Source organism: Cyclobacterium xiamenense (assembly GCF_042140265.1).
GTDB lineage: Bacteria > Bacteroidota > Bacteroidia > Cytophagales > Cyclobacteriaceae > Cyclobacterium > Cyclobacterium xiamenense_A.
In genome coordinates, this window is record NZ_CP159481.1 from 3,071,196 (window position 1) to 3,089,985 (window position 18,790).

The window sequence follows — 18,790 nt, forward strand, 5'->3', positions numbered from 1 at the left end:
CAAAATAAAAAAGGGAATACTGACGCAAAAAAAGAGGCCCCAACCGGAGCCTCTCCATCATTAAACCAACCTAACCAAAAAAATATATTTTTTATCCCAATTTCGTTTACCTGTTCTAATTGTATTGATAAAACTCATTGACGAATCGGTCATAACTGACCAGATCTTTGTAGGGAGTACGCGCGCGCATTTTATCCAATGCCTGCTCCAGCACCAATCTACAGGCCTGGCTGGAAAGAATTTCCTTTTTTACCCGTGTTTTCGAAGCGGTAATCACCTTGGGAAAAGAAGGCCCCATTTCATCGGCTGGCATTAAGAGAGCCTTTGCCTGCTCGAGGATTTCGTCGGCTTTTTTTTTATCGAGCCATTCGAAGAAATTTTTGCTTTGTTGCTGAAGCAGCGGTTTAACTTTTTTCAACCAACTTTTGTTAATTTCCATTTTACCTTCAATCACCTGATAAATATCGGCGAGTTCAAAAAAGACTACCTGGGAATGCGACTGCAAAGAATCGCTAAGTTCACTGGTAACTGCCAGGTCTATGAGGATCTTTACCGAGGAAAAATTGGTGTCGAAATGGGCCGCCTGAATGGCATTGTCTTCGTTTTCTAGAGTAGAGATCAGTATGTCGTTTTCCCGTACGACATTTGCAAGTTGTTCAAATGGCTCGTATACAAACTGCGTTAACTCCGAAGCAGGCAGGCCTGCAAATGGCTGAATCGTCTTTTCAACAATGACAATTTTTTCGAATCCTCTGCTTCTCAGGTTCTGGTAGACCTTCCTGCCCATTCCGTTGAAACCGAGGATGGCTATCTTGGGTTGCTTTATTTTTTTTACCAACTCGGCCACCATGTCCGCCACAGTAAATGAAACAGAAAACGTGGGCGCCTGGAAGCTTACCTCCTTGCTCAAAAACAGATTGGTTCGCTGCAGGAAGGCTTTCCATTCACTTAATAATATGCCTTTCAATCCTACCTGATCGGATAATTCAAATGCTTCTAAAAACTGCGAATAAAGTGGGTTCGCTCCATAGGTGCTGGCCTGTACGCCAAAACATAACTCCGAGAGATGTGTAAGGGCGCTTTCTTCGTTGCAATTTTGTTGAAAAAGAGTTTCTGTAGGTAGCCCTACACCTGCTTTTATCCTTCGAATGGCCGCATAAATCTCATCTTCATGCGGTCGGGAACTGTGATAAAGAATTTCTGTCCGATCCTGATTCGACAAGATTAATGCTTCTGCCACTCCGCACTGTTCTCTGACTTCTGTCAATAAATCTTTTGATTCTTCCCGGGTCAATTGGAAGTTGCTTTCCCGATTCTTTTGAAATCCTGCGCTGAAACTCAATAACCTAAACTGTCCCATTGTCTGCTGTTTTAATTTTGCTGTTTCAATTGGAAGTACCTACGAAGACACTTCCGGTACCGGATTTCCCGGTTAAAAATTTAATGATATAAAAGTAGCCATTCCTTTCAACGTGTTGGGAAATATTCGGTGAACAAGATGCTTCAATCGGTAAATGAGGTAAAACTGGCGGTAAAAATCGGCGCTTTCAACGACAAAGTTTCAAAAATTGCGGTTAAATCGTATCGATCGTCGCTCTAATTGCATAGAAATATACCCAAGATAGGCGTATAAAACCAGTGGCTGGACTCGTTTTATTCCGGTATACGTCTGTATTTTTTTGTACCAATGGTTCTAGCCGTTACCGCTACGGAAGAATCCCCGAAAACTTTTGATGCAAAGCGCAATTCAACAGCCCCAATATAGCGTATGAAAAAGCCAAGGGAATTTGGTGAGTTGCCCGATTTCTTTTAGAGGTTTTCGGCGTTCAGATCGACCAGCTGATTCGAACCACACATTCTTGCTTCCTCCCAAAGTGCAAGTAATCGTACAGGATTTGTTTGCCTAAAAAGCATGGATTTACCGATACCTGTTTCCTCGCCGCATTGATCCATACCTGGCGAGGATCCGGAAGAAAGCGAAAAAGTAGCCGCATTTTTTCATCAATAGGCCCACCGTTTGGCAAGTTGCACCAGCGAAAGCATGATCGGTACTTCAATCAGTACGCCCACTACCGTCGCCAGTGCCGCTCCCGAACTCAATCCAAACAAGGCGATGGCCACCGCGACGGCCAATTCGAAGAAATTACTGGCACCGATCATGGAGGCCGGAGCGCATACCCGGTAGGGTAGTTTCAGATACCTGCCTGCCCCCCAACTGAGAAAAAAGATCAGGTAGGTTTGCAAGGTTAATGGAATGGCGATCAAAAGAATGTGCTGGGGTTGTGCAAGAATTTGTTCACCCTGAAAAGCAAAGAGTAAAACCAGCGTAGTCAATAAGGCAAAAATGGAAAGTAGTTTCAGTTTTGGTAAAAAATTTGTTTTCAGCCAGTTCGCTCCTTTTTTCTGAATCAGGAGCCGGTTGGTTAGGTAGCCTGCCAGCAGTGGAATAAAGACGAAGACAACAATGGAGGTAACCAGCACGTCGTATGGGATTTGGAAATCGGTGATGCCCAACAATACTTGTACGAGGGGAACAAAAGCTACCAACAGAATAAGGTCATTGACGGATACCTGTACCAGGGTGTAATTGGGATCTCCGTTACTAAGGTAGGACCAGACAAATACCATGGCCGTACACGGTGCAGCGCCAAGTAGTATGGCTCCCGCCAAATAGGCATCCGCCTGCTCGGGACTTAGCCAGGCACTGTACAGCTTGTCAAAAAATAGCCAGGCAAAAAAGGCCATGGTAAAAGGTTTTACCAGCCAGTTGACGACTACCGTCAGCCCCAGTCCCCTGGAATTTTTTCCAATTTGTTTCAACGAGTTGAAATCCACTTGCACCATCATGGGATAAATCATTAACCAGATGAGTACCGCTACCGGAATGTTTACATGAGCGATTTCCAGCGAGGACAGGTAGCCCATGTTTTCTCCAAAAATAGCGCCGATGCCGATTCCTACTGCAATGCAGAGAATCACCCAGACTGTCAGGTATTTTTCAAAAAAACCAATTTCTTTCATCGAGTTTTGGGATACGTGTGGATTTACTTTGTTTCATTTTCCTGTTTTTCCAGTCGTATGCGGTGCTACTCCGCTTCAATCGGAAACAACCACTCATTAGGGCACCGCTTGCCGATTGGATGGCGGTAAACGGTGCCGCAATGAATTCTATTTTTTAAAATGAAGTTGGGACAAGAATGGAAACGGTTGCTTTTGTTGATTACCGGGTTATCCGGAATTGACCTGGGACATAAGGTAAAACATCTCGATAGCGATTTGACGCGTGCGTTCGTCGTAAACCTGGGCTTCTTCGGACGTTCCATCTGCCGCCTTTGGATCCAGGTAGGGGATGGGGAAGCGGAGGGAGGCGCCCGGAATGAAGGGACAATTTTTATCGGCATCCGAACAAGTCATAACGGCAGCAAAATTTTCTAAACCGTTGAAAGGATCGTCGTATTTTTTAGAAAAACAGGCGATTGCCTGTCTTTCGTCGGAAAAGCGCACCAGGTAATGCGGGTTGTCTCCATTCGTAGGGTTTACCCTGAAACCAGCGCGTTTGATAGCGGCTACTGCCCTGGGATTAAATGCTGTGGTCTCGGTACCGCCGGAATACGTATGCATTCCTTCTTCCAGCCCATAATATGCGGCGGCAGTTGCCGCCCAAATCTGGCTTAGGTGACTTCTTCGGCTGTTATGGGTACAGATAAAAGTGAGGTTTGCCGGTTCGTTGGCCTCTTTTTTTTCCCGAATAAACAAAGCAATTTCCCGGAGAACATCCTTACGGTCTTCTGGAATAGCCGCCATTTCGGGAAGTAGGGATTGAACGTATTCGATCAGTTCGGGGTAGAGAGTTGGTTTGGATAGGCGATTCTTAGTACACATGGTGGCTTGCAATATCGGGAATTTCGAGACGGGTCAGAGACCGGTGTTGCGTTCCGGTGGGTACACAGGGGGAAAAGGCGAGGATGAAAACGGAGGGCGCAACGGTTCCTTCCTCGACTGTAGCTTGCCAATCTGGAAAATCAGCAACAACCGGTACCTTCCTGACAGGAGGATGCGTGCCCGGTCGAGGCGAGGGGTTGCTGTCCTTTTGTTTCAGATCCGGGTTTTTCGGCGTATACGGTGATGCTGTATATGCCGGTACTTCCCCGGTTAAAGGCCTGTAACGCTTCCGGGGAAAGGTATTTGCCCAAAATGTCCTGGGGAATGGAAATGGCTTTTTCCTTTTGAATGGTACAATTTTGAAAACCGGATTGCTGTATGTAATGCAGGTACTGGTCTTTCTGAATAGCTCCCGCCACGCATCCCGCATACATTTCTGCATCCTCCTTCAATGCCTGGGGAAGCGTTCCCATCAACACAATATCCGAAATACTAAAATGTCCACCGGGCTTCATTACTCGAAAAATCTCTTGGAGCACCTTTTTTTTGTCAGGAACCAGGTTTAGTACGCAATTACTGACCACTACGTCTGCCACGTTTTCATTCACCGGCATGCTGTCGATATCGCCTTCCCGAAATTCCACATTGTTATAGCCCATTTTTTCGGCGTTGTGACGTGCTTTCTGGATCATAGCTGGCGTAAAGTCGACGCCGATTACTGTTCCTTCCGGGCCGACTTCGTGTCGGGCCACAAAACAATCGTTGCCTGCACCCGAGCCAAGGTCAATGACGGTGTCCCCTCTTTTGATTTTGGCAAATTGGGTAGGCAGGCCGCATCCCAGGCCGAGGTCAGCTGTTTCCAGGTAACCCGCAGTTTCGGAATAGTCCTCCATCATGATGTTGTAGATTTTATTGGAAGGAGTTGTGGCGCCGCAGCAAGAGGCGGCGTTGGCCGCTTTATCCTGCGTTGCGATTCGCGCATACCGCGCTTTTACCAGGTGTTTTAAATCGTTTTCTTTTTTCATGTCTTTGGATGTTCTGCTACCTCAGTAATGGTTTTTCAATTCCCTAACAGCATCCTCCGGAAAGGGGAGAGGGATATTGGTCAAAGAGTTGATTGAACTGATTTTTTATTTCTGCCCAGCGGATGGGGTTGATGCAATAGCTGATGCGAGCGCCTTCGATGGTGCCTTGTATGATCCCAATTTCCTTCAATTCGCGCAGGTGCTGACTAATGGTTGGCTGGGCCAGACCCAATTGCTGCACCAGGTCTCCATTGATGCAGGCGTTGGATTTTAACAAGTACTGAATGATGGCCACGCGTGCTGGGTGGTCAAATGCCTTTGCTGCGAGGGCCAGTTCATTCTGCGCTTCGGAAAATAGATTGCTTTTTGTTACTCCCATTTGTATTATTTTATTATTGCAATATTACGATAAATAAATGAATAAGGCAACCGGCAGTAGTGATTCTTTTTTTCTTTCCTTTGCACGATTTGCGCTATTTTCATACGCTTACCCTGGTCCTCTACGGTAATTTAAACGGTCAAGCCAAGGCAACACCGAGACCCGGAATACTTTTTTGGCTAGTTTTCGAGGCAATGCATCGTAGCAAGTGGAACTTTCGGAATATATTCCTATAATTGGGTAGTCGCTGAGCGAATGCCTTCATTCGGGATGGAATTGCTTCGAATGCTCGAAGCGTCTCCAAAAAATGCGGATGGTTTGCAAAAGTTGCCGGGGTAGCAGGAGTGTGTAAGCCAGGCAGGTTGCAGAGTACCTTGGTAGCAGATGATCCCGTCGCTAAAAAAAACCTTTGGGTTCGCAAATATATCATAAAAGCCGCGTTGCCAGTCCACCCTTGTGCAATGCAACGCATAATTTCGATAACGATGAAACAGTTGTTGGTACCCATTCTGGTTTTTTCTCTTGGCTGTTCGTTTGAACAAAGCAAAGAAAATGCGTTTTGGAACGAAGGGAAACCGGTTATGGAGGTGGTGGAACTTTTTCCAGGGGAACGGTTTCCCAATGTGGTAACCGCCCTGGATGGCTCCATAGTGGCTACCTGGGGAAATCGAAACTATCAGGTGCGACGAAGCGAAGACGGGGGAAAAACCTGGTCTCCGATCAGCATTCTGGCCAACCCTGGATTTCAGGGGGGAGGCGTCACCGTGGACGAAGGGTCTGGGGATATCCTGGCCTTTGTCGAGGACAGCCACCCCATTGCACCGGTTACCCTGTACCGAAGCAAAGATCATGGAAAAACCTGGGCGGCAGAAACGATGACGCTATTGCCGGATAGTCTGGGAAATATACCTTCCATGCACATGAACGAACACGGCATTACACTCCGCTTTGGAGAAAAAAAAGGAAGATTGATTCGGCCTACGCGCTATTACGGAGGAGGAAACGATCGGGCATTTTGGGAAAGCCATTACACCAATGCCATCTACAGTGACGACGGTGGCAACACCTGGCAAACCAGTGCGCCATTTCCCGCAACGGGTACGGGCGAAGCGGCCATTGCGGAGCTTTCGGACGGGACCCTTTATTACAACTCCCGGAGACATTTGTCGACCGATGGACTGAATCCCCGCATGCGGTACATAGCCAAAAGTCAGGACGGGGGACAAACCTGGGAGGAGCTATCGGTAAGCAAGGTATTACCGGATGGGGATCAAAGTAGGGATTATGGCCTGATGGCGGGTTTGGTTCGGCTTCCGGTAGCCGGACACGATATTCTCCTGTTTAGCAATATCGAATCTCCGGAGGGACGAACCCACGGTACGGTATGGGCAAGTTTTGATGGTGGTGAAACCTGGCCTGTAAAAAAATTGGTGGAGGCTGGAGGTTTTGCCTACTCTTCATTGACCGCAGGTAGGGCTGGTACGCCCAGTGAGGGCTTGGTGTTTCTGTTGTACGAGGGCGAGGGGCATACGGGAACCGTAGGGAAGATGGTCGTCTTTAACCTGGCCTGGCTCACGGATGGTAAGGACTGGCATGCCTTTTTACCGGAAGGTTGAATAAATAGGCCGACTGCGCAAGCTATGGGGAATCAATTGTATCAACCCGAACCCACTGGCGGCGTGCAGGAGAAGAATGCGCGCTACTTTCTTTTTTTGGCAGCAAATTAGACCCTGGCGGGCAGATGAATCAAAAATGTGCTGCGCTACCGACGGTTGTCAGCCAAAAAAAAAGCGAATAGTGACGGGGTAGCAGGCATCAACGTTGTAGGCCAATACCTAACGAATAAGCAAGTCAAACCCTAAAACCAAAGGAGAATGCCCATAAATCGTCGAAAGTTAGCCAGAAGTATTATCGGATTCATCGGATTTCTTTGTAGTATGAGTCTGTATGATACGGCCATCGCCCAAACCAAATCCTTGCCCATGGAAGATTTTATGACAGATACCTGGAACGTAGCCGAACAACGCGAAAAACTTTACGCGCTGCTGGGCAGGCTTCCTGAGAGGGACCGCCCGATTGGCGTGGAGCTGCTGTCGACGCAGGAAAAAGAGGGCGTGATTATCCAAAAATTACTTTTGGATATCAACGGGAAAGAACTTGTTCCCGCTTTTTTTTCCAAGCCGAAAAATGCCGTTGGAAAACTACCGGTGGTCTTGTTTAACCATTCTCATTTTGGCCAGTACGAGGTAGGGAAGAATGAGTTTGTCCTGGGGAGAAAAGAAATGCAGTCGCCCCCCTTTGCTATTGCCCTGGCGAAGGAAGGGTATGCCGGGCTTTGTATCGATTCCTGGGGTTTTGGGGAAAGGTCCGGGAGGGCAGAGTTGGATCTTTTTAAAGAAATGCTGTGGAAGGGAGAGGTGCTTTTTGGGATGATGGTGTACGATAATCTCCGGGCACTGGATTACCTGGTTTCCAGGGAAGACATTGATCCGGATCGCATTGCCACTATGGGCATGTCCATGGGAAGCACCATGGCCTGGTGGCTGGCTGCTCTGGACGAGCGAATTAAGGTATGCGTGGACCTGAATTGCCTGACCGATTTTCAGACCTTAATGGATCGGGGAGAACTCCGGCTACACGGCATCTATTATTACGTTCCTGATTTACTAACCCATTTTTCTACCTCGTCGATCAATGCATTGATAGCGCCGAGGCCTCATTTTGGTCTGGCTGGGGCGTTTGATCCCCTGACTCCGTCTGAAGGATTGAAAATAATCGACGAAAATCTGAAGGCCGTTTATCAGAAAGCCGGTGCACCCGAAGCCTGGCAACTAGGGGTATATCCGGTTGCGCACGAAGAAACCCCGGAAATGCGCGCCGACATTTTGCAATTTTTGCGTGAATGGTTATAGCACCGTTCCCAACAGCACTATTCCCCCGGAAATCATCCAGGCTACGATCGCCGGTAAAGTAGCTCGTTTGGTTGGTATACATGCTTTCTTTCTTCGACTCCTTTGCTTGCCGCTTTTCCGCATCACCCGTACCATTGTTGGGCAGCGACTGATAGATCCCATTCTTTTCCTCGGTCAAAAACTGAGCTACCTGGGAAAACTGCAGTACCCACCTTTGGAGAAACTTGTCCAATTCTGAGGCACTTGCTAATCTGTCTCTAAGGAGATCGGTAGCCGATTTCTGTTGGAAAATCAAAAATCTACGCCCGATTTTTGGTACCTTACAAGAAAAAATCATGGTACAACGAAGCATAAATAGCCTGTTTTTTTTGGTGCTGCTTGCTACGGCTAGTTTCGGACAACGACAGAAAGTTTGGTTGGACGCGGATACAGGCAACGAGATGGATGATTTGTATGCAATCGCCCGCGTATTAAAAGACGATGGAATCCAATTGATCGGATTGAGCTCCGCTCATTTTAACAATCCCGATCTGCTGGTTTTTGACAAATGGAATGCGTACGATACGAAGGGCTTAGTGACGGTGGAAGATAGCCAACGCCTGAATGAAGCGTTGCTTGCATTGGCCGGGAAAGCGGACCTTCCCCATCCCATAGGGGCGGACCGACAGGTAGGAAGGGCCTGGGGTGGCAGAGAAGCCAGGGATTCTCCCGCAGCTCAGGCCATCATTCGCGCAGTCCAGGCGCTTACTACGGAAGAAACGTTAGACATACTCACGCTGGGGGCATTGACCAATGTGGCTTCTGCCCTTATACTGGATCCCTCCATTCTTCCCCGCATACGGGTTTATTCTCTGGGTGCCCGATATTTTATTGAGCAAAAAGCCTGGAGTAAGAATGAATTCAATATCCGCAATGACCTGAATGCGTTCGATTACCTGATGGATTTGGAGGCGCTGGATTTTACTTTAATGCCTGTGGAAGAAGCCTTGCCCTTGAAATTTGACCGGGACGAGACCTATGCCAACCTGAACGATGCCGTACCGCTGGAAAAGATGCTGGCAGATCGCTGGCGCGAGCAAAACCCGCAGGACAAAACCCGCGTGATGTGGGATTTGGCCCTTGTGCAAGCCTATTTGCGTCCCGATTTAGCGGAGGTGATTTCTGTCAATGCCCCACCCGAAAACAAGAAGTTTAGCGTTAAGATTTTTGTCCGCATTGATGCAGAGGCCATGGAAAAGGAGTTTTACGAGGTGTTGAAACGCTAGCTTGGTCTCCGAAGTCCTTGAGGGCTCTAGCACCTCGAGGCTTCTTTTCGTCCAGGCTCTGCGAAAAGACCTAACCTCAAAGGCCTGGCCCTGCTCTCATCCTTACAGGACTTTCAGCCCTCTAGGGTAGTTTTGAGCACGTTGGTTTTTTATAAGTTCTGGCTTTTTTCAATGCCGGGGTACTTCGTCCCTTCAGCGCAACCTCAGAGCTTCCCGCTTTGCTTTTTTCCTGTCACTGGGTCAAAGGTTCTGTATTTGCTTTCGCAAAAAGCGGGATTGACACCCAAGTTTTTTTATATTTACCGGAAAACCACCAGTCATGAGAAAATTACCTGCCTTTCTTTTTGTGCTAGCGATGCTGGCAAACGGATGTGTTTCCCAGTCCTCCTCCGGGGAAATCGACGAATCCCAAACAAAAGCCGTACTGGACCATCATTGGCAAACCTTTCTGGCAAACGATTTGGATGGGGTCATGGAAGACTATGTAGAAGAATCCATTCTGATCACCCCAAACGGTACCTTTCGGGGTTTGGATGAAATCCGGAAAAATTTTGGCAATGCCTTTCGCGCATTCCCCAGTCAGGAAGCCCGGCTCACCCTCAATCAAAGCCTGGCGGTAGCGGACGTGGGGTACATCGTATGGGAAGCCGAAACCCCGGAATTTGTTTTGAGCTACGGTACCGATACCTTTATTATCCGGAATGGAAAGATCATTCGGCAGACCTTTGGTGGTGTCCGCATAGCCAAATAAGGCTTCTGCTTTTTTCCGCCCGATTGATCAGGCTATCTCTGGCCGGGATGGTTTAATGCATCCTTACGGTTCTGGGCCTGATGTCCTACACCGGGAAGGAAATTAGTTGGCGTCTTCTTTGAAAGGCTTGTAGGACATCCAATCCACCTCCAGTTCGTAAGGGTGCAGCGGTTTCTCTGTCGATTGTGGATTGGTGTGCACGGACCAATTGTTGGTATGCCAGAAATTCATCCGGTAAAGGCTGCGGTGTTGGGGGATTCCTTTATCTGTACCCTGGTAATCCCAGAGGATTATTTTTTCATCACTTTCCGGATCGAGCATCCACCAGCGGATCCGGTCAGGATACCAATCGAAGCCGTAGGTATAAAACTGCTCGGAGGCATCAAATCCTTCCTTGGCCGGAAGGTGCTGTGGCTGATTTTGCAGTCCTTTTAACGGTTCACGAATATCCCGGTGATCTTCCCTGTAGGCCGTGCTGTAGATTATTCCTTCTGCCAGATTGATGATCCTGCCAACGCGTTTAAGTTCACCAGAATGGCCCGTCCAGGTACCCACGTAGATAACTTTCGGGTCCGCCAGCAGCCATTCAAAATCAATTTCACTCAAACCGGAAATACTATCCATGTGATAGGTGAAAAAACCTACCACTGCACCGACGTTTGGTTGGATGGCATTGGCTTGAGGAATTTTCAACCTGGCAGAATAGGTACCAAAGTGGGTAAACTTTTTGGAGATGATTTCGGGTCCCCGACCGGCCCCGGCACTATCGCTCGGATCTAATTTAAAGGATAGGATTTTGGAGTTGACTTCTGTAGGAGAAGGCACACCCAACTTGTATTTAAATTCCGTTTTGTTTCCGGTAGACCCATACCTAAAATATAAAGATGAAGTATCGGAAAAATTCTCGACAAAGGAATGGTGAAACGAATCCGTTTGGGAGAATGCAAAAAAAGGGGCGATAAATAAAATCGCCCACAGGACCTTTTGTTTCATGGGACAGATTGCTTACGGTTGTATCAAATCTACGAAAAAGCTGTTAAGATTTTCACTTTAGCGCATCATGAAAAACGTTCGGTGCAGATAGCGAGATGGTGCAGGGGAATTGCATGTCTACCTGCTTCGATCCAGCGAAGGTAGCTGTGGACGGAAAGATACCAAAAGTCCGACGAAAGTACCGGTACACTTGTTGTTTCACCGACAGTAAAGAATAAATGGTGCGGCACGCTCGAATTATTGCTAGTCGAATCAAGCAGCTGTGGGACAGGTAGTAATACTTCGCTTTCGGTAAATAATTCAGTGGCAGAATCCCAAAAAACAGCCGATACAAAGGGGCAAATGTCCGGTATTTGTATAGATTTGTATGTTCCGGAAGCATGTGTCACTCATTCCGGTTCGAACAAGACGTACACCTTATGGGCAAAATACCTGGAAAAGAAAATGCAGGGAAAAGTGGTTTCCATTTCCCAGAAGAAAGAAAAAAAGGCCATCGATTTTTAAGTCGGCGCGAAATGCTCGGGATAACTGGTTTGGCAGGGATTTCTACCTTAACCGGAATCGGTTTCCCGGCGGTCGCTCAGTCCCGGCAAGCCCGCCCTCGTATTGCCGTATTGGCGAGTTATTGGGGGGCTACGAGATCGCACGCAGACTGGATTGTCACCAAGCTGATTGATGGCTACTGGTGGCAGGGTGCTCATACCCCGTCGAGAGTAGAGGTAGCATCGATTTTCCTGCACCAATACGAACAAAGTGAGTTGGGCCAAAAGGTTGCAATTGCCAAAGATATTCCGCTATTCAGAAAGGTAGCGGATGCCCTGACGTTGGGAGGGAAGGAGCTGGCAGTGGATGGCGTGGTTATCGTCGGAGAACATGGTGATTATCCCAAGGATTTGAAGGGGCATTGGCTTTTGCCACGCTGGCTGCTCTACAGCCAGGTGATCCAGGTATTCGAGCAAAGCGGGCGGTCCGTTCCGGTCTTCAATGACAAGCACCTTTCCTACAATTGGGATGAGGCCAAGTGGATGTTTGACAAATCCCGGGAGCTTAATTTTCCATTGACCGGTGGTTCATCCATACCTTTTTACTACCGCAAGCCTGAGATCGAGCTGCCTATCGATACACCAATAACGCATTCGGTCGTACTAGGTGGGGCATCCGACGAAGGCGGTATTTTCCATTGTATTGATGTGCTTCAAGCGTTCGTAGAGCGCAGAAAGGGTGGGGAGACCGGCATCCGATCGGTACAGTCAATCCGGGGTCCTGAGGTCTGGAAATGGGTTGAACGAAATGCCTGGGCCAGCAGGTTGGTCGACGCAGTCGCGACAGAATTTGAATTACCATCTGGACATTTCAAGCAGAATGATCGGGCCAATTTGTGTCTGGTGGAATACAATGATGGAAACAACGCTGCGGTACTCTCAGGCAGGGATGTGGGATGGACCTACGCCGGAGAGATTGACGGACAGGAAGCGCCCACCATCGTCTCTATGCTGGGCTGGGCAGGCCCCTTTGATCAGTACCACGCTTCCAATGCCCAGCCTCACTGGATTACCGAAATGATGGTTACCAAGCAGGAACCCTTCCCCGCCGAGCGATTATTGCTTTCGACCGGCATTGTTAACCATTACATGGAATCCAACTGGGAGAACGGTCGTTTCACGGCGATTGGACGCCCCATCCAGACCCCTTACATGGATATGAGCTACCGCTCCACCCGGGGTCCACAATTTAATACAGGTGAACGACCCCCCAGCCGGCCCTATATAAGGGGTTTTGACTCGTAACTGATAATCCGATAGTCGCATGAAACGCAGAGACCTCATTAAGCGCTTGGCTTTGTTGCCATTAGCTGGAAATGTTTTTCCATTGGAACCCTTGTTATCCACCTCCGCCGCCGGAGACAATCGTTCTTTGTACTCCCAAGATGATCAGATGCCTGAGTTGCATCGCAAAGCACTGGTGATGGATGGACACACACATGTCATGACCCGGGAACTGCTGTTTGGTACCGATATTGGGCAACGCTACAGCGACGGGACAGTAGATCTGCCAAGGGCTAAAGAAGGAGGCGTGGATGCGATGTTTTTCACCGTCTATACTCCTGAGCATTATTATCCCGGACGGTTTGAAACAAAAAACACCTTTCGGGTGGTGAACCTGGCACTGGATCAAATCGAAAAGAATCATTCCGTAATCGAGCTGGCACTTACCGCTTCGGATATAGAGCGCATCACCAGGAAGGGGAAGATTGCAGCATTTCTGGATTTGGAAGGACCTTTTGACCTGGATGGGGACATCAACCTGCTTCGGGCGCTTTACCGCCTGGGTCTTCGGTCCATGCAGCTTACCGCCCACAATACCACCAATGCGTTTATAGATACCTGTAACGATGTTCGTCGTTGGGGTGGCATTAACGAATTAGGAAAGGAAATCATTGCCGAAATGAATCGCCTTGGAATGGTGATCAATATTGCCCATGCATCGAATGAGGCGATCCTGCAGACTGCTGAGGCGAGTAAACATCCCGTTATTTACAGCCATGGAGGATTTTACAGCATCGTACCTCACCCACGCTGCATTACCGACGAAGCAGCGAAAGCGCTGGCATCAAAAGGAGGGGTGATTGGGATTCACTTTGGTAGCCTGTTTAACAACCCAAAATACTGGGAATGGCAGACAGACACCAAAGAGACCACGCCGGCCTCCGTTCAAAGCGCAGAGTTGGAGACCATTGAGGAAGTGGATCAGGAACTGATGAAAGAGGTTCCCCTAAATTTCACGGGAACGATTCCAGATCCCTATTGGATGCACGTGGATCAACTGGCGAAAGTGATCGACTACGGGGTGAATTTAGTAGGAGAAGACCACATTGCCATAGGTTCTGATTTGGATGGTGGTCCGGAACTGCCAAGGGAAATTAAGGATATCAGCGATTTTCCCCAAATTACCCTGGCCATGCAGCGGCTTGGTTATAGCGAGCAACGAATTAAAAAAATCCTGGGCTTAAACTGGCTTCGTGTGATCCGGGAGGTGACAGGGGGATAAGGTTATCGGTAAAGATGGGTAGATTTTTTTGGGGGTATTAAATTAACTTCAGAAGTTGTCTAAAAATATAGCTAACTAATGGTTAGGAGTCTTCTACTTTTTCTAAAAATTTCTAGAATTGGGATCCATTAATACTATTCACGGTGAAACCTTCTATGTTGCTTTCCTAATTTGCGGGGATATTTTTTCTTGAGAAAGATACATTTTATCTTTAAAACATGAATCTGAAGAGGAAGTGGGCTCTGCTGGAGAGCAACCCACCAGCAATAGGGTTCATGACGGAGAATATACTCCCAGGCCCCTTTAGTTAGGGGCTTTTTTTATCTTTGAATTCTTTGTCTTTTGATAGCTTAAAAAACTCGTTTTACTACTATCAAAAACAGCAACTTACTCCATAAAACAACCTTCTATTAACAGACTCAATGAGCTGCATTGCCACATTTTAATTTATTGGATATTGGGCCGTAGCCTTCGAGATAACAGTCAACTTAGTTGCTGCAAGGTTTTTTAACGGTCCCAATAAAGGTTGGGGATTGTTTTACAGAATAATATGTTTGTGCGGTTTTATTTGACGACTCCAAGCACATAGGGCTGTTTGTTTTTCAATACGTATCTGATCCTGCTTAAAAGTTTCTTTGCTATTCTGGTTATGGCTTGATTGGCTTTCATCCTTTTGCAATATTGGTTATAGCTTTTTGCCAATGCCGGATCAGTCCTTGCAGCGACCCAGGCACATTCTATTAGAGCAGCTCTCAGCACCTTATGCCCCCTGGGGGTGATATTACCCGTTCTTTCGGTATCCCCGGATGAGTTGGTTGACGGTACAAGGCCGATAAAAGAGCATAGTTTGTCGAGGGAGTTGAACCTGTCCAGCCTTTCCAGCTCGGTCAATAGGGTCATTGCCGTCAGGAGCCCGATTCCTGGAATGGTCATCAATAACTTGATTTCCTGCTCATACTTTTCTGTTTTGGAAAGGGTTCGTATTTGGTTGGTGACATTTAGGGTGGTTTTCCGCATATGGTACAAAATGGACAGATGACTGTCCATTATTTGTTTTTCCACCATACCGAGTTCAAGTCCATCCAGCCATCTAAGAAGCTTTTTGTTCCATTTTGGGCTGTTTATTTCCCCGGGAATACTTATGCCGTTAAAATGGAGGCTGGCCTTGATCCTGTTTTTGATCCTGGTGGTATCATTGACGACAGTTTTTCTTAACCTCATAAGCCCCCTGTCACCAAGAGAGGCCAAAGAGGGTATGTAGATAGGGACCAGTTCCCCGTTTCTTAGGGACCGGGCAATTTTTTGGCTGTCCCTGGCATCCTCTTTCTGTACTTTTTCCTTGCCGGTTGTCGGAATATCAGCAGGATTGACCACAATGGAATTGAACCCAAGAGCGCAAAGCTTGTAATGAGTCCAGTATCCCGAGAATCCAGCCTCATAGGCACTGAAGTAGGTAGCACCCGGATAGTTCCGGACAAGATAATTGTACAAAGTCTCTGCACAGGGATCCTGTGAAAACGTGCGTTTATGAAGATTATCCATCATCACTGTAACTTTCCAGCTTTTGAGGTGGGCATCAATACCCACATAAATGTTTTGGCCGGAAAAATCGTTTTTGTTAACTTGTGTTTGCATAAGTTTCGGAGGTTATAGCATGGTTCTAGAAAACTTAATCTAATGATTTCCTGAAACTTATGCTATTGCTCTTGCAAACATATGGCCTTCGAGGTTTTCAAAACCTCAAAGGTTTTTACTTTCCGATACAATATGTGAAGTACTATTGATTATCAGTAGGTTAAGTTATATGAGATACAAATAAGATACAAAACCTGTAAAAAATCTCGAATTAAGAACTAACCAAAGGAAAATCGAATGTGAAAAGAAAAAAACCGCCTCACAAATAAAGCGGTTTTTTCTATTAAAATTAAACCATGTCTTACTCTAATCTATTAGTCGAAAGAGTAAAAAACGAATAGCCATTAAATATTTCCCTTTCTTTGAAATACGGCTGTTGACAGTGTCACAATTGTTAAATCATTCCTTCATCTGCAAAACTAAAGTAATCAGCATCAGGGGTCAGGATTAAATGGTCCAATAGCTGAATATCCATTTCCTTGGCAGCTAATTTTAGTCTATTTGTTACCTTTCTATCCATTTCAGAGGGCCTTCTATTTCCTGAAGGATGGTTGTGAGCAAGTATAATACCTGAAGCTAACCCTTTTAAGGCTATGGCCAGGATAATCTTTGGATCACAAACTACTCCTGCTACACCTCCTGTAAAGGCTTTACAGTAGCCCAATACCTTGTTTGCCCTATTCAGGTAGAGGATTATAAATTCCTCCCTCAAATAAATGGTATTCTGGTCGAACAAAGTGTATAACAAATTAAAGGAATCCTGAGAACTGGAAATAGTACAGCCTTCCAGGTACTGCTTATTAGGGCTGTAGCTGATGTTGATTTCATTTACGGTATTGATCATGGTATATTTTTTTAAGTAAAAAAAAGCCCACCAAACTGGCAGGCTTTTGATTTAGGTGAGAACAATTAATTGAGATACCAGAAGTTACCATGACCACGATCCAGAGCTTCTTTGATTTGCAGGGTGAAATCAAAACTATTGACTTCCCTTTCGATAAAACGATCAATGTAGGAGGACTTTACAGCACCTGTAAGCAGGTTATAAAACCTCCACAGGTCTATTTCACCATTCCCGGATCTATTGAAATTTTTATCTGAGAAATAACAATCCGCTACCTTGGAAATCATGGTATCATTGATCAGCAGCTCAGGAATCTGTTGCTTTTCCTCCTTGGGCAGGTATTGGTATAACCTTGACTTACCTACTATCTGGGCAAACTGCTTTTCGGTTAATGAATAGTCTGTTAACCCATTAATAGCATCCATGTGAAACCCTGCATTGTAATTCCTGAAAAGGTCTAATGCAGCAGCATACAATTCATCCAAAGATCTGGCCTGACAGTCCATTTTAGCACCATCAGTGGAGATACAGAGGTTGGTACAGACCATGTTCTTGAATCCAACAAAAAATTTAAAGTGCTCTTTGGATCCCTTGGTACTATTAAGGTTATCCAGGTTATACGCCTTAACACCACCAATGTTAAGCTCCAAGGTATTGCCATTGATTTCTTCCGTAAATCCTGGAATAGTAATCAGCATGGCCATCCTCTCATAATAGATGGTCTTTTCATTGTCCATCAAATCACTGGCCTTTTTGTGCCTGGCTTCATATACTCTCCCTTTAATTGGATGAGATACCCTTAACTGAGGACTAGGTAAGGCACTAATACCAAACACTTCTCTGGCAGCTTCTGTCATTACCTCCACAAACTCTACCTGAGAAATGGTGGGTTCATTGTCCTTCAAAAAAACAGGGATAATGTGCTTATCCCTGATTTCCTCCAATTGCATGGGTACTGTATTTGCTTCAATAAATCCAGACTGAGAATGGCCTCTGGCAGCTTCTGAATTAATGGCGGAATGCTGAATTTGAAAATTTTCCATTTGAATGTAATTTTTGGTTAAACTCGATTTTTTCTCTTTGCCGGATAAATTTATCCTTGTGGCTTTCCTGGAATTGAGGATGCTCATTGAACAAATGATACAGCTTATCCAGAGTAGTACAGCCAGCTATCATTTCACCGATATCCTCTAAAGGCTCTAAATCCTGAGATGGATTATTTACGTTGCACCATTCTTTGATGGCCTTACCAGTTTCCGCTGAAATCAGGAAATCAGGTTTATCTACAAATAGATTGGTCCGATCCTTAGATGCTGTAGCTCTATGCCTAGTGTCAATGTCAAATACAATCGTCAGCTCATAATCCATACCATCTCTGGTAATTCCCTTTAGACCCACTTTTTCCGGAACCTGTTTGCCATTTTTTTCAGACATCACATAGTCCTGTTTAGATCTAATTGTTCCGACAACATGTATAGGAGCCTGTAATATGGCATTGACAAAGGCATTGTGTCTGGGTGTAATTTTACCCCAATTCTGAAAGGTATTACCAGGCATTTTGGAATGCGCATCTACCAGGTATTCCCATTCATGAGACATACTGTCAATGACGATGGCTTCCATTTGGTGCTGTAGACAAAGATGAATTGCCTCCACGTACTTTTCAGGTGTAAATGGGGCTGCAATTGGAACCACGTTATAATCACCTAAATGAGCATACAGATCCGCAGAATTGTTTTCACTGTCTATCACGGCAATTTTAGACCAGTCACCTACCAGTCCATAAGCCAGTAATAGGCCTGAATAAGACTTACCAGATCCACTAGATCCTTGCAGACCTATTTTGATTTTAGCCTGTTTCCTGGCAGCCTTTCTGAAATTCAAATTTTCCATAAGTGCTATATTATTTAATGTGAGAGAATAGATTTTATTGAGTAAATGGTCAAAATCAGGCTCGTGTGCATACGTCCTTGATCTAATCAATACTCGAAATCCAGACAGTAAAATGAATCTGTGTTTTTTAAAGAAAGCGTTATGACAAAAAACAGATTGGTAT

General features: G+C 46.2%; 17 protein-coding genes. 7 read left to right on the forward strand and 10 right to left on the reverse strand.

Annotation, left to right across the window (positions count from 1 at the left end):
* Positions 1-115: 115 nt before the first annotated feature.
* The 5 genes from ABWH99_RS12655 to ABWH99_RS12675 all read right to left on the reverse strand — a co-directional run bounded on the left by ABWH99_RS12655 (position 116) and on the right by ABWH99_RS12675 (position 5,286).
* Complete coding sequence (locus ABWH99_RS12655; protein ID WP_375582214.1) at positions 116-1,360, reverse strand: hypothetical protein; 1,245 nt, start codon at positions 1,358-1,360, stop codon at positions 116-118.
* A gap of 641 nt (positions 1,361-2,001) precedes the next feature.
* Positions 2,002-3,021 carry an ACR3 family arsenite efflux transporter gene (arsB, locus tag ABWH99_RS12660; protein WP_375582215.1) on the reverse strand — a complete coding sequence of 340 codons (1,020 nt, stop codon included), beginning with the start codon at positions 3,019-3,021 and terminating at the stop codon, positions 2,002-2,004.
* A gap of 207 nt (positions 3,022-3,228) precedes the next feature.
* Positions 3,229-3,882 carry a protein-tyrosine-phosphatase gene (locus ABWH99_RS12665; protein ID WP_375582216.1) on the reverse strand — a complete coding sequence of 218 codons (654 nt, stop codon included), beginning with the start codon at positions 3,880-3,882 and terminating at the stop codon, positions 3,229-3,231.
* Between the two features lie 140 nt (positions 3,883-4,022).
* A complete protein-coding gene (locus ABWH99_RS12670) occupies positions 4,023-4,907 on the reverse strand; it encodes an arsenite methyltransferase (protein ID WP_375582217.1) in 885 nt (294 codons plus the stop codon).
* A 43-nt stretch (positions 4,908-4,950) separates the two neighbouring features.
* On the reverse strand, positions 4,951-5,286 hold the full coding sequence (locus tag ABWH99_RS12675; RefSeq protein WP_375582218.1) for an ArsR/SmtB family transcription factor: 336 nt from the start codon (positions 5,284-5,286) through the stop codon (positions 4,951-4,953).
* A gap of 485 nt (positions 5,287-5,771) precedes the next feature.
* On the opposite strand from ABWH99_RS12675, the gene ABWH99_RS12680 reads away from it, so the two are divergent.
* From ABWH99_RS12680 to ABWH99_RS12695, 4 genes are all read left to right on the forward strand, one after another.
* Positions 5,772-6,902 carry an exo-alpha-sialidase gene (locus tag ABWH99_RS12680; protein WP_375582219.1) on the forward strand — a complete coding sequence of 377 codons (1,131 nt, stop codon included), beginning with the start codon at positions 5,772-5,774 and terminating at the stop codon, positions 6,900-6,902.
* 258 nt (positions 6,903-7,160) lie between these two features.
* Positions 7,161-8,198 (forward strand): dienelactone hydrolase family protein, encoded by a 1,038-nt coding sequence (locus ABWH99_RS12685; protein ID WP_375582220.1) that lies wholly within the window; start codon positions 7,161-7,163, stop codon positions 8,196-8,198.
* Positions 8,199-8,533: 335 nt separating this feature from the next.
* A complete protein-coding gene (locus ABWH99_RS12690; protein ID WP_375582221.1) occupies positions 8,534-9,463 on the forward strand; it encodes a nucleoside hydrolase in 930 nt (309 codons plus the stop codon).
* A gap of 319 nt (positions 9,464-9,782) precedes the next feature.
* Entirely contained in the window at positions 9,783-10,214 is a 432-nt protein-coding gene (locus tag ABWH99_RS12695) for a nuclear transport factor 2 family protein (RefSeq protein WP_375582222.1), read from the forward strand.
* A gap of 102 nt (positions 10,215-10,316) precedes the next feature.
* On the opposite strand, the gene ABWH99_RS12700 is transcribed toward ABWH99_RS12695, so the two are convergent.
* Positions 10,317-11,207: a glycoside hydrolase family 16 protein gene (locus tag ABWH99_RS12700; protein ID WP_375582223.1), complete on the reverse strand. Its 891-nt coding sequence runs from the start codon at positions 11,205-11,207 to the stop codon at positions 10,317-10,319.
* Positions 11,208-11,549: 342 nt separating this feature from the next.
* On the opposite strand from ABWH99_RS12700, the gene ABWH99_RS12705 reads away from it, so the two are divergent.
* The 3 genes from ABWH99_RS12705 to ABWH99_RS12715 are packed head-to-tail and all read left to right on the forward strand — an operon-like array spanning position 11,550 to position 14,255.
* Positions 11,550-11,711: a hypothetical protein gene (locus ABWH99_RS12705; protein ID WP_375582224.1), complete on the forward strand. Its 162-nt coding sequence runs from the start codon at positions 11,550-11,552 to the stop codon at positions 11,709-11,711.
* An 11-nt stretch (positions 11,712-11,722) separates the two neighbouring features.
* Positions 11,723-12,994, forward strand: a complete 1,272-nt coding sequence (locus ABWH99_RS12710; RefSeq protein ID WP_375582225.1) for a hypothetical protein — start codon at positions 11,723-11,725, stop codon at positions 12,992-12,994.
* Between the two features lie 19 nt (positions 12,995-13,013).
* Positions 13,014-14,255 (forward strand): dipeptidase, encoded by a 1,242-nt coding sequence (locus ABWH99_RS12715; protein ID WP_375582226.1) that lies wholly within the window; start codon positions 13,014-13,016, stop codon positions 14,253-14,255.
* Between the two features lie 564 nt (positions 14,256-14,819).
* Here ABWH99_RS12715 and ABWH99_RS12720 read toward each other — a convergent pair.
* The 4 genes from ABWH99_RS12720 to ABWH99_RS12735 form a co-directional block, all read right to left on the reverse strand.
* Positions 14,820-15,890, reverse strand: coding sequence for an IS110 family transposase (locus ABWH99_RS12720; protein ID WP_375582227.1), 1,071 nt, complete (start codon positions 15,888-15,890; stop codon positions 14,820-14,822).
* Between the two features lie 394 nt (positions 15,891-16,284).
* On the reverse strand, positions 16,285-16,734 hold the full coding sequence (locus tag ABWH99_RS12725) for a RadC family protein (protein ID WP_375582228.1): 450 nt from the start codon (positions 16,732-16,734) through the stop codon (positions 16,285-16,287).
* Between the two features lie 65 nt (positions 16,735-16,799).
* Positions 16,800-17,777 carry a DUF3871 family protein gene (locus ABWH99_RS12730; RefSeq protein ID WP_375582229.1) on the reverse strand — a complete coding sequence of 326 codons (978 nt, stop codon included), beginning with the start codon at positions 17,775-17,777 and terminating at the stop codon, positions 16,800-16,802.
* The gene (locus tag ABWH99_RS12735) at positions 17,743-18,627 is read right to left on the reverse strand and encodes an AAA family ATPase (protein ID WP_375582230.1); all 885 of its coding nucleotides are present in this window, start codon (positions 18,625-18,627) and stop codon (positions 17,743-17,745) included. The genes ABWH99_RS12730 and ABWH99_RS12735 overlap by 35 nt, the downstream gene beginning before the upstream one ends.
* Positions 18,628-18,790 lie beyond the last annotated feature (163 nt).

Excerpts from the sequence above, each read along its gene's own strand:
- ABWH99_RS12655 (WP_375582214.1), bottom strand. The coding sequence starts at position 1,360 with ATGGGACAGTTTAGGTTATTGAGTTTCAGCGCAGGATTTCAAAAGAAT.
- arsB (WP_375582215.1), bottom strand. The coding sequence starts at position 3,021 with ATGAAAGAAATTGGTTTTTTTGAAAAATACCTGACAGTCTGGGTGATT.
- ABWH99_RS12665 (WP_375582216.1), bottom strand. The coding sequence starts at position 3,882 with ATGTGTACTAAGAATCGCCTATCCAAACCAACTCTCTACCCCGAACTG.
- ABWH99_RS12670 (WP_375582217.1), bottom strand. The coding sequence starts at position 4,907 with ATGAAAAAAGAAAACGATTTAAAACACCTGGTAAAAGCGCGGTATGCG.
- ABWH99_RS12675 (WP_375582218.1), bottom strand. The coding sequence starts at position 5,286 with ATGGGAGTAACAAAAAGCAATCTATTTTCCGAAGCGCAGAATGAACTG.
- ABWH99_RS12680 (WP_375582219.1), top strand. The coding sequence starts at position 5,772 with ATGAAACAGTTGTTGGTACCCATTCTGGTTTTTTCTCTTGGCTGTTCG.
- ABWH99_RS12685 (WP_375582220.1), top strand. The coding sequence starts at position 7,161 with ATGCCCATAAATCGTCGAAAGTTAGCCAGAAGTATTATCGGATTCATC.
- ABWH99_RS12690 (WP_375582221.1), top strand. The coding sequence starts at position 8,534 with ATGGTACAACGAAGCATAAATAGCCTGTTTTTTTTGGTGCTGCTTGCT.
- ABWH99_RS12695 (WP_375582222.1), top strand. The coding sequence starts at position 9,783 with ATGAGAAAATTACCTGCCTTTCTTTTTGTGCTAGCGATGCTGGCAAAC.
- ABWH99_RS12700 (WP_375582223.1), bottom strand. The coding sequence starts at position 11,207 with ATGAAACAAAAGGTCCTGTGGGCGATTTTATTTATCGCCCCTTTTTTT.
- ABWH99_RS12705 (WP_375582224.1), top strand. The coding sequence starts at position 11,550 with ATGTCCGGTATTTGTATAGATTTGTATGTTCCGGAAGCATGTGTCACT.
- ABWH99_RS12710 (WP_375582225.1), top strand. The coding sequence starts at position 11,723 with ATGCTCGGGATAACTGGTTTGGCAGGGATTTCTACCTTAACCGGAATC.
- ABWH99_RS12715 (WP_375582226.1), top strand. The coding sequence starts at position 13,014 with ATGAAACGCAGAGACCTCATTAAGCGCTTGGCTTTGTTGCCATTAGCT.
- ABWH99_RS12720 (WP_375582227.1), bottom strand. The coding sequence starts at position 15,890 with ATGCAAACACAAGTTAACAAAAACGATTTTTCCGGCCAAAACATTTAT.
- ABWH99_RS12725 (WP_375582228.1), bottom strand. The coding sequence starts at position 16,734 with ATGATCAATACCGTAAATGAAATCAACATCAGCTACAGCCCTAATAAG.
- ABWH99_RS12730 (WP_375582229.1), bottom strand. The coding sequence starts at position 17,777 with ATGGAAAATTTTCAAATTCAGCATTCCGCCATTAATTCAGAAGCTGCC.
- ABWH99_RS12735 (WP_375582230.1), bottom strand. The coding sequence starts at position 18,627 with ATGGAAAATTTGAATTTCAGAAAGGCTGCCAGGAAACAGGCTAAAATC.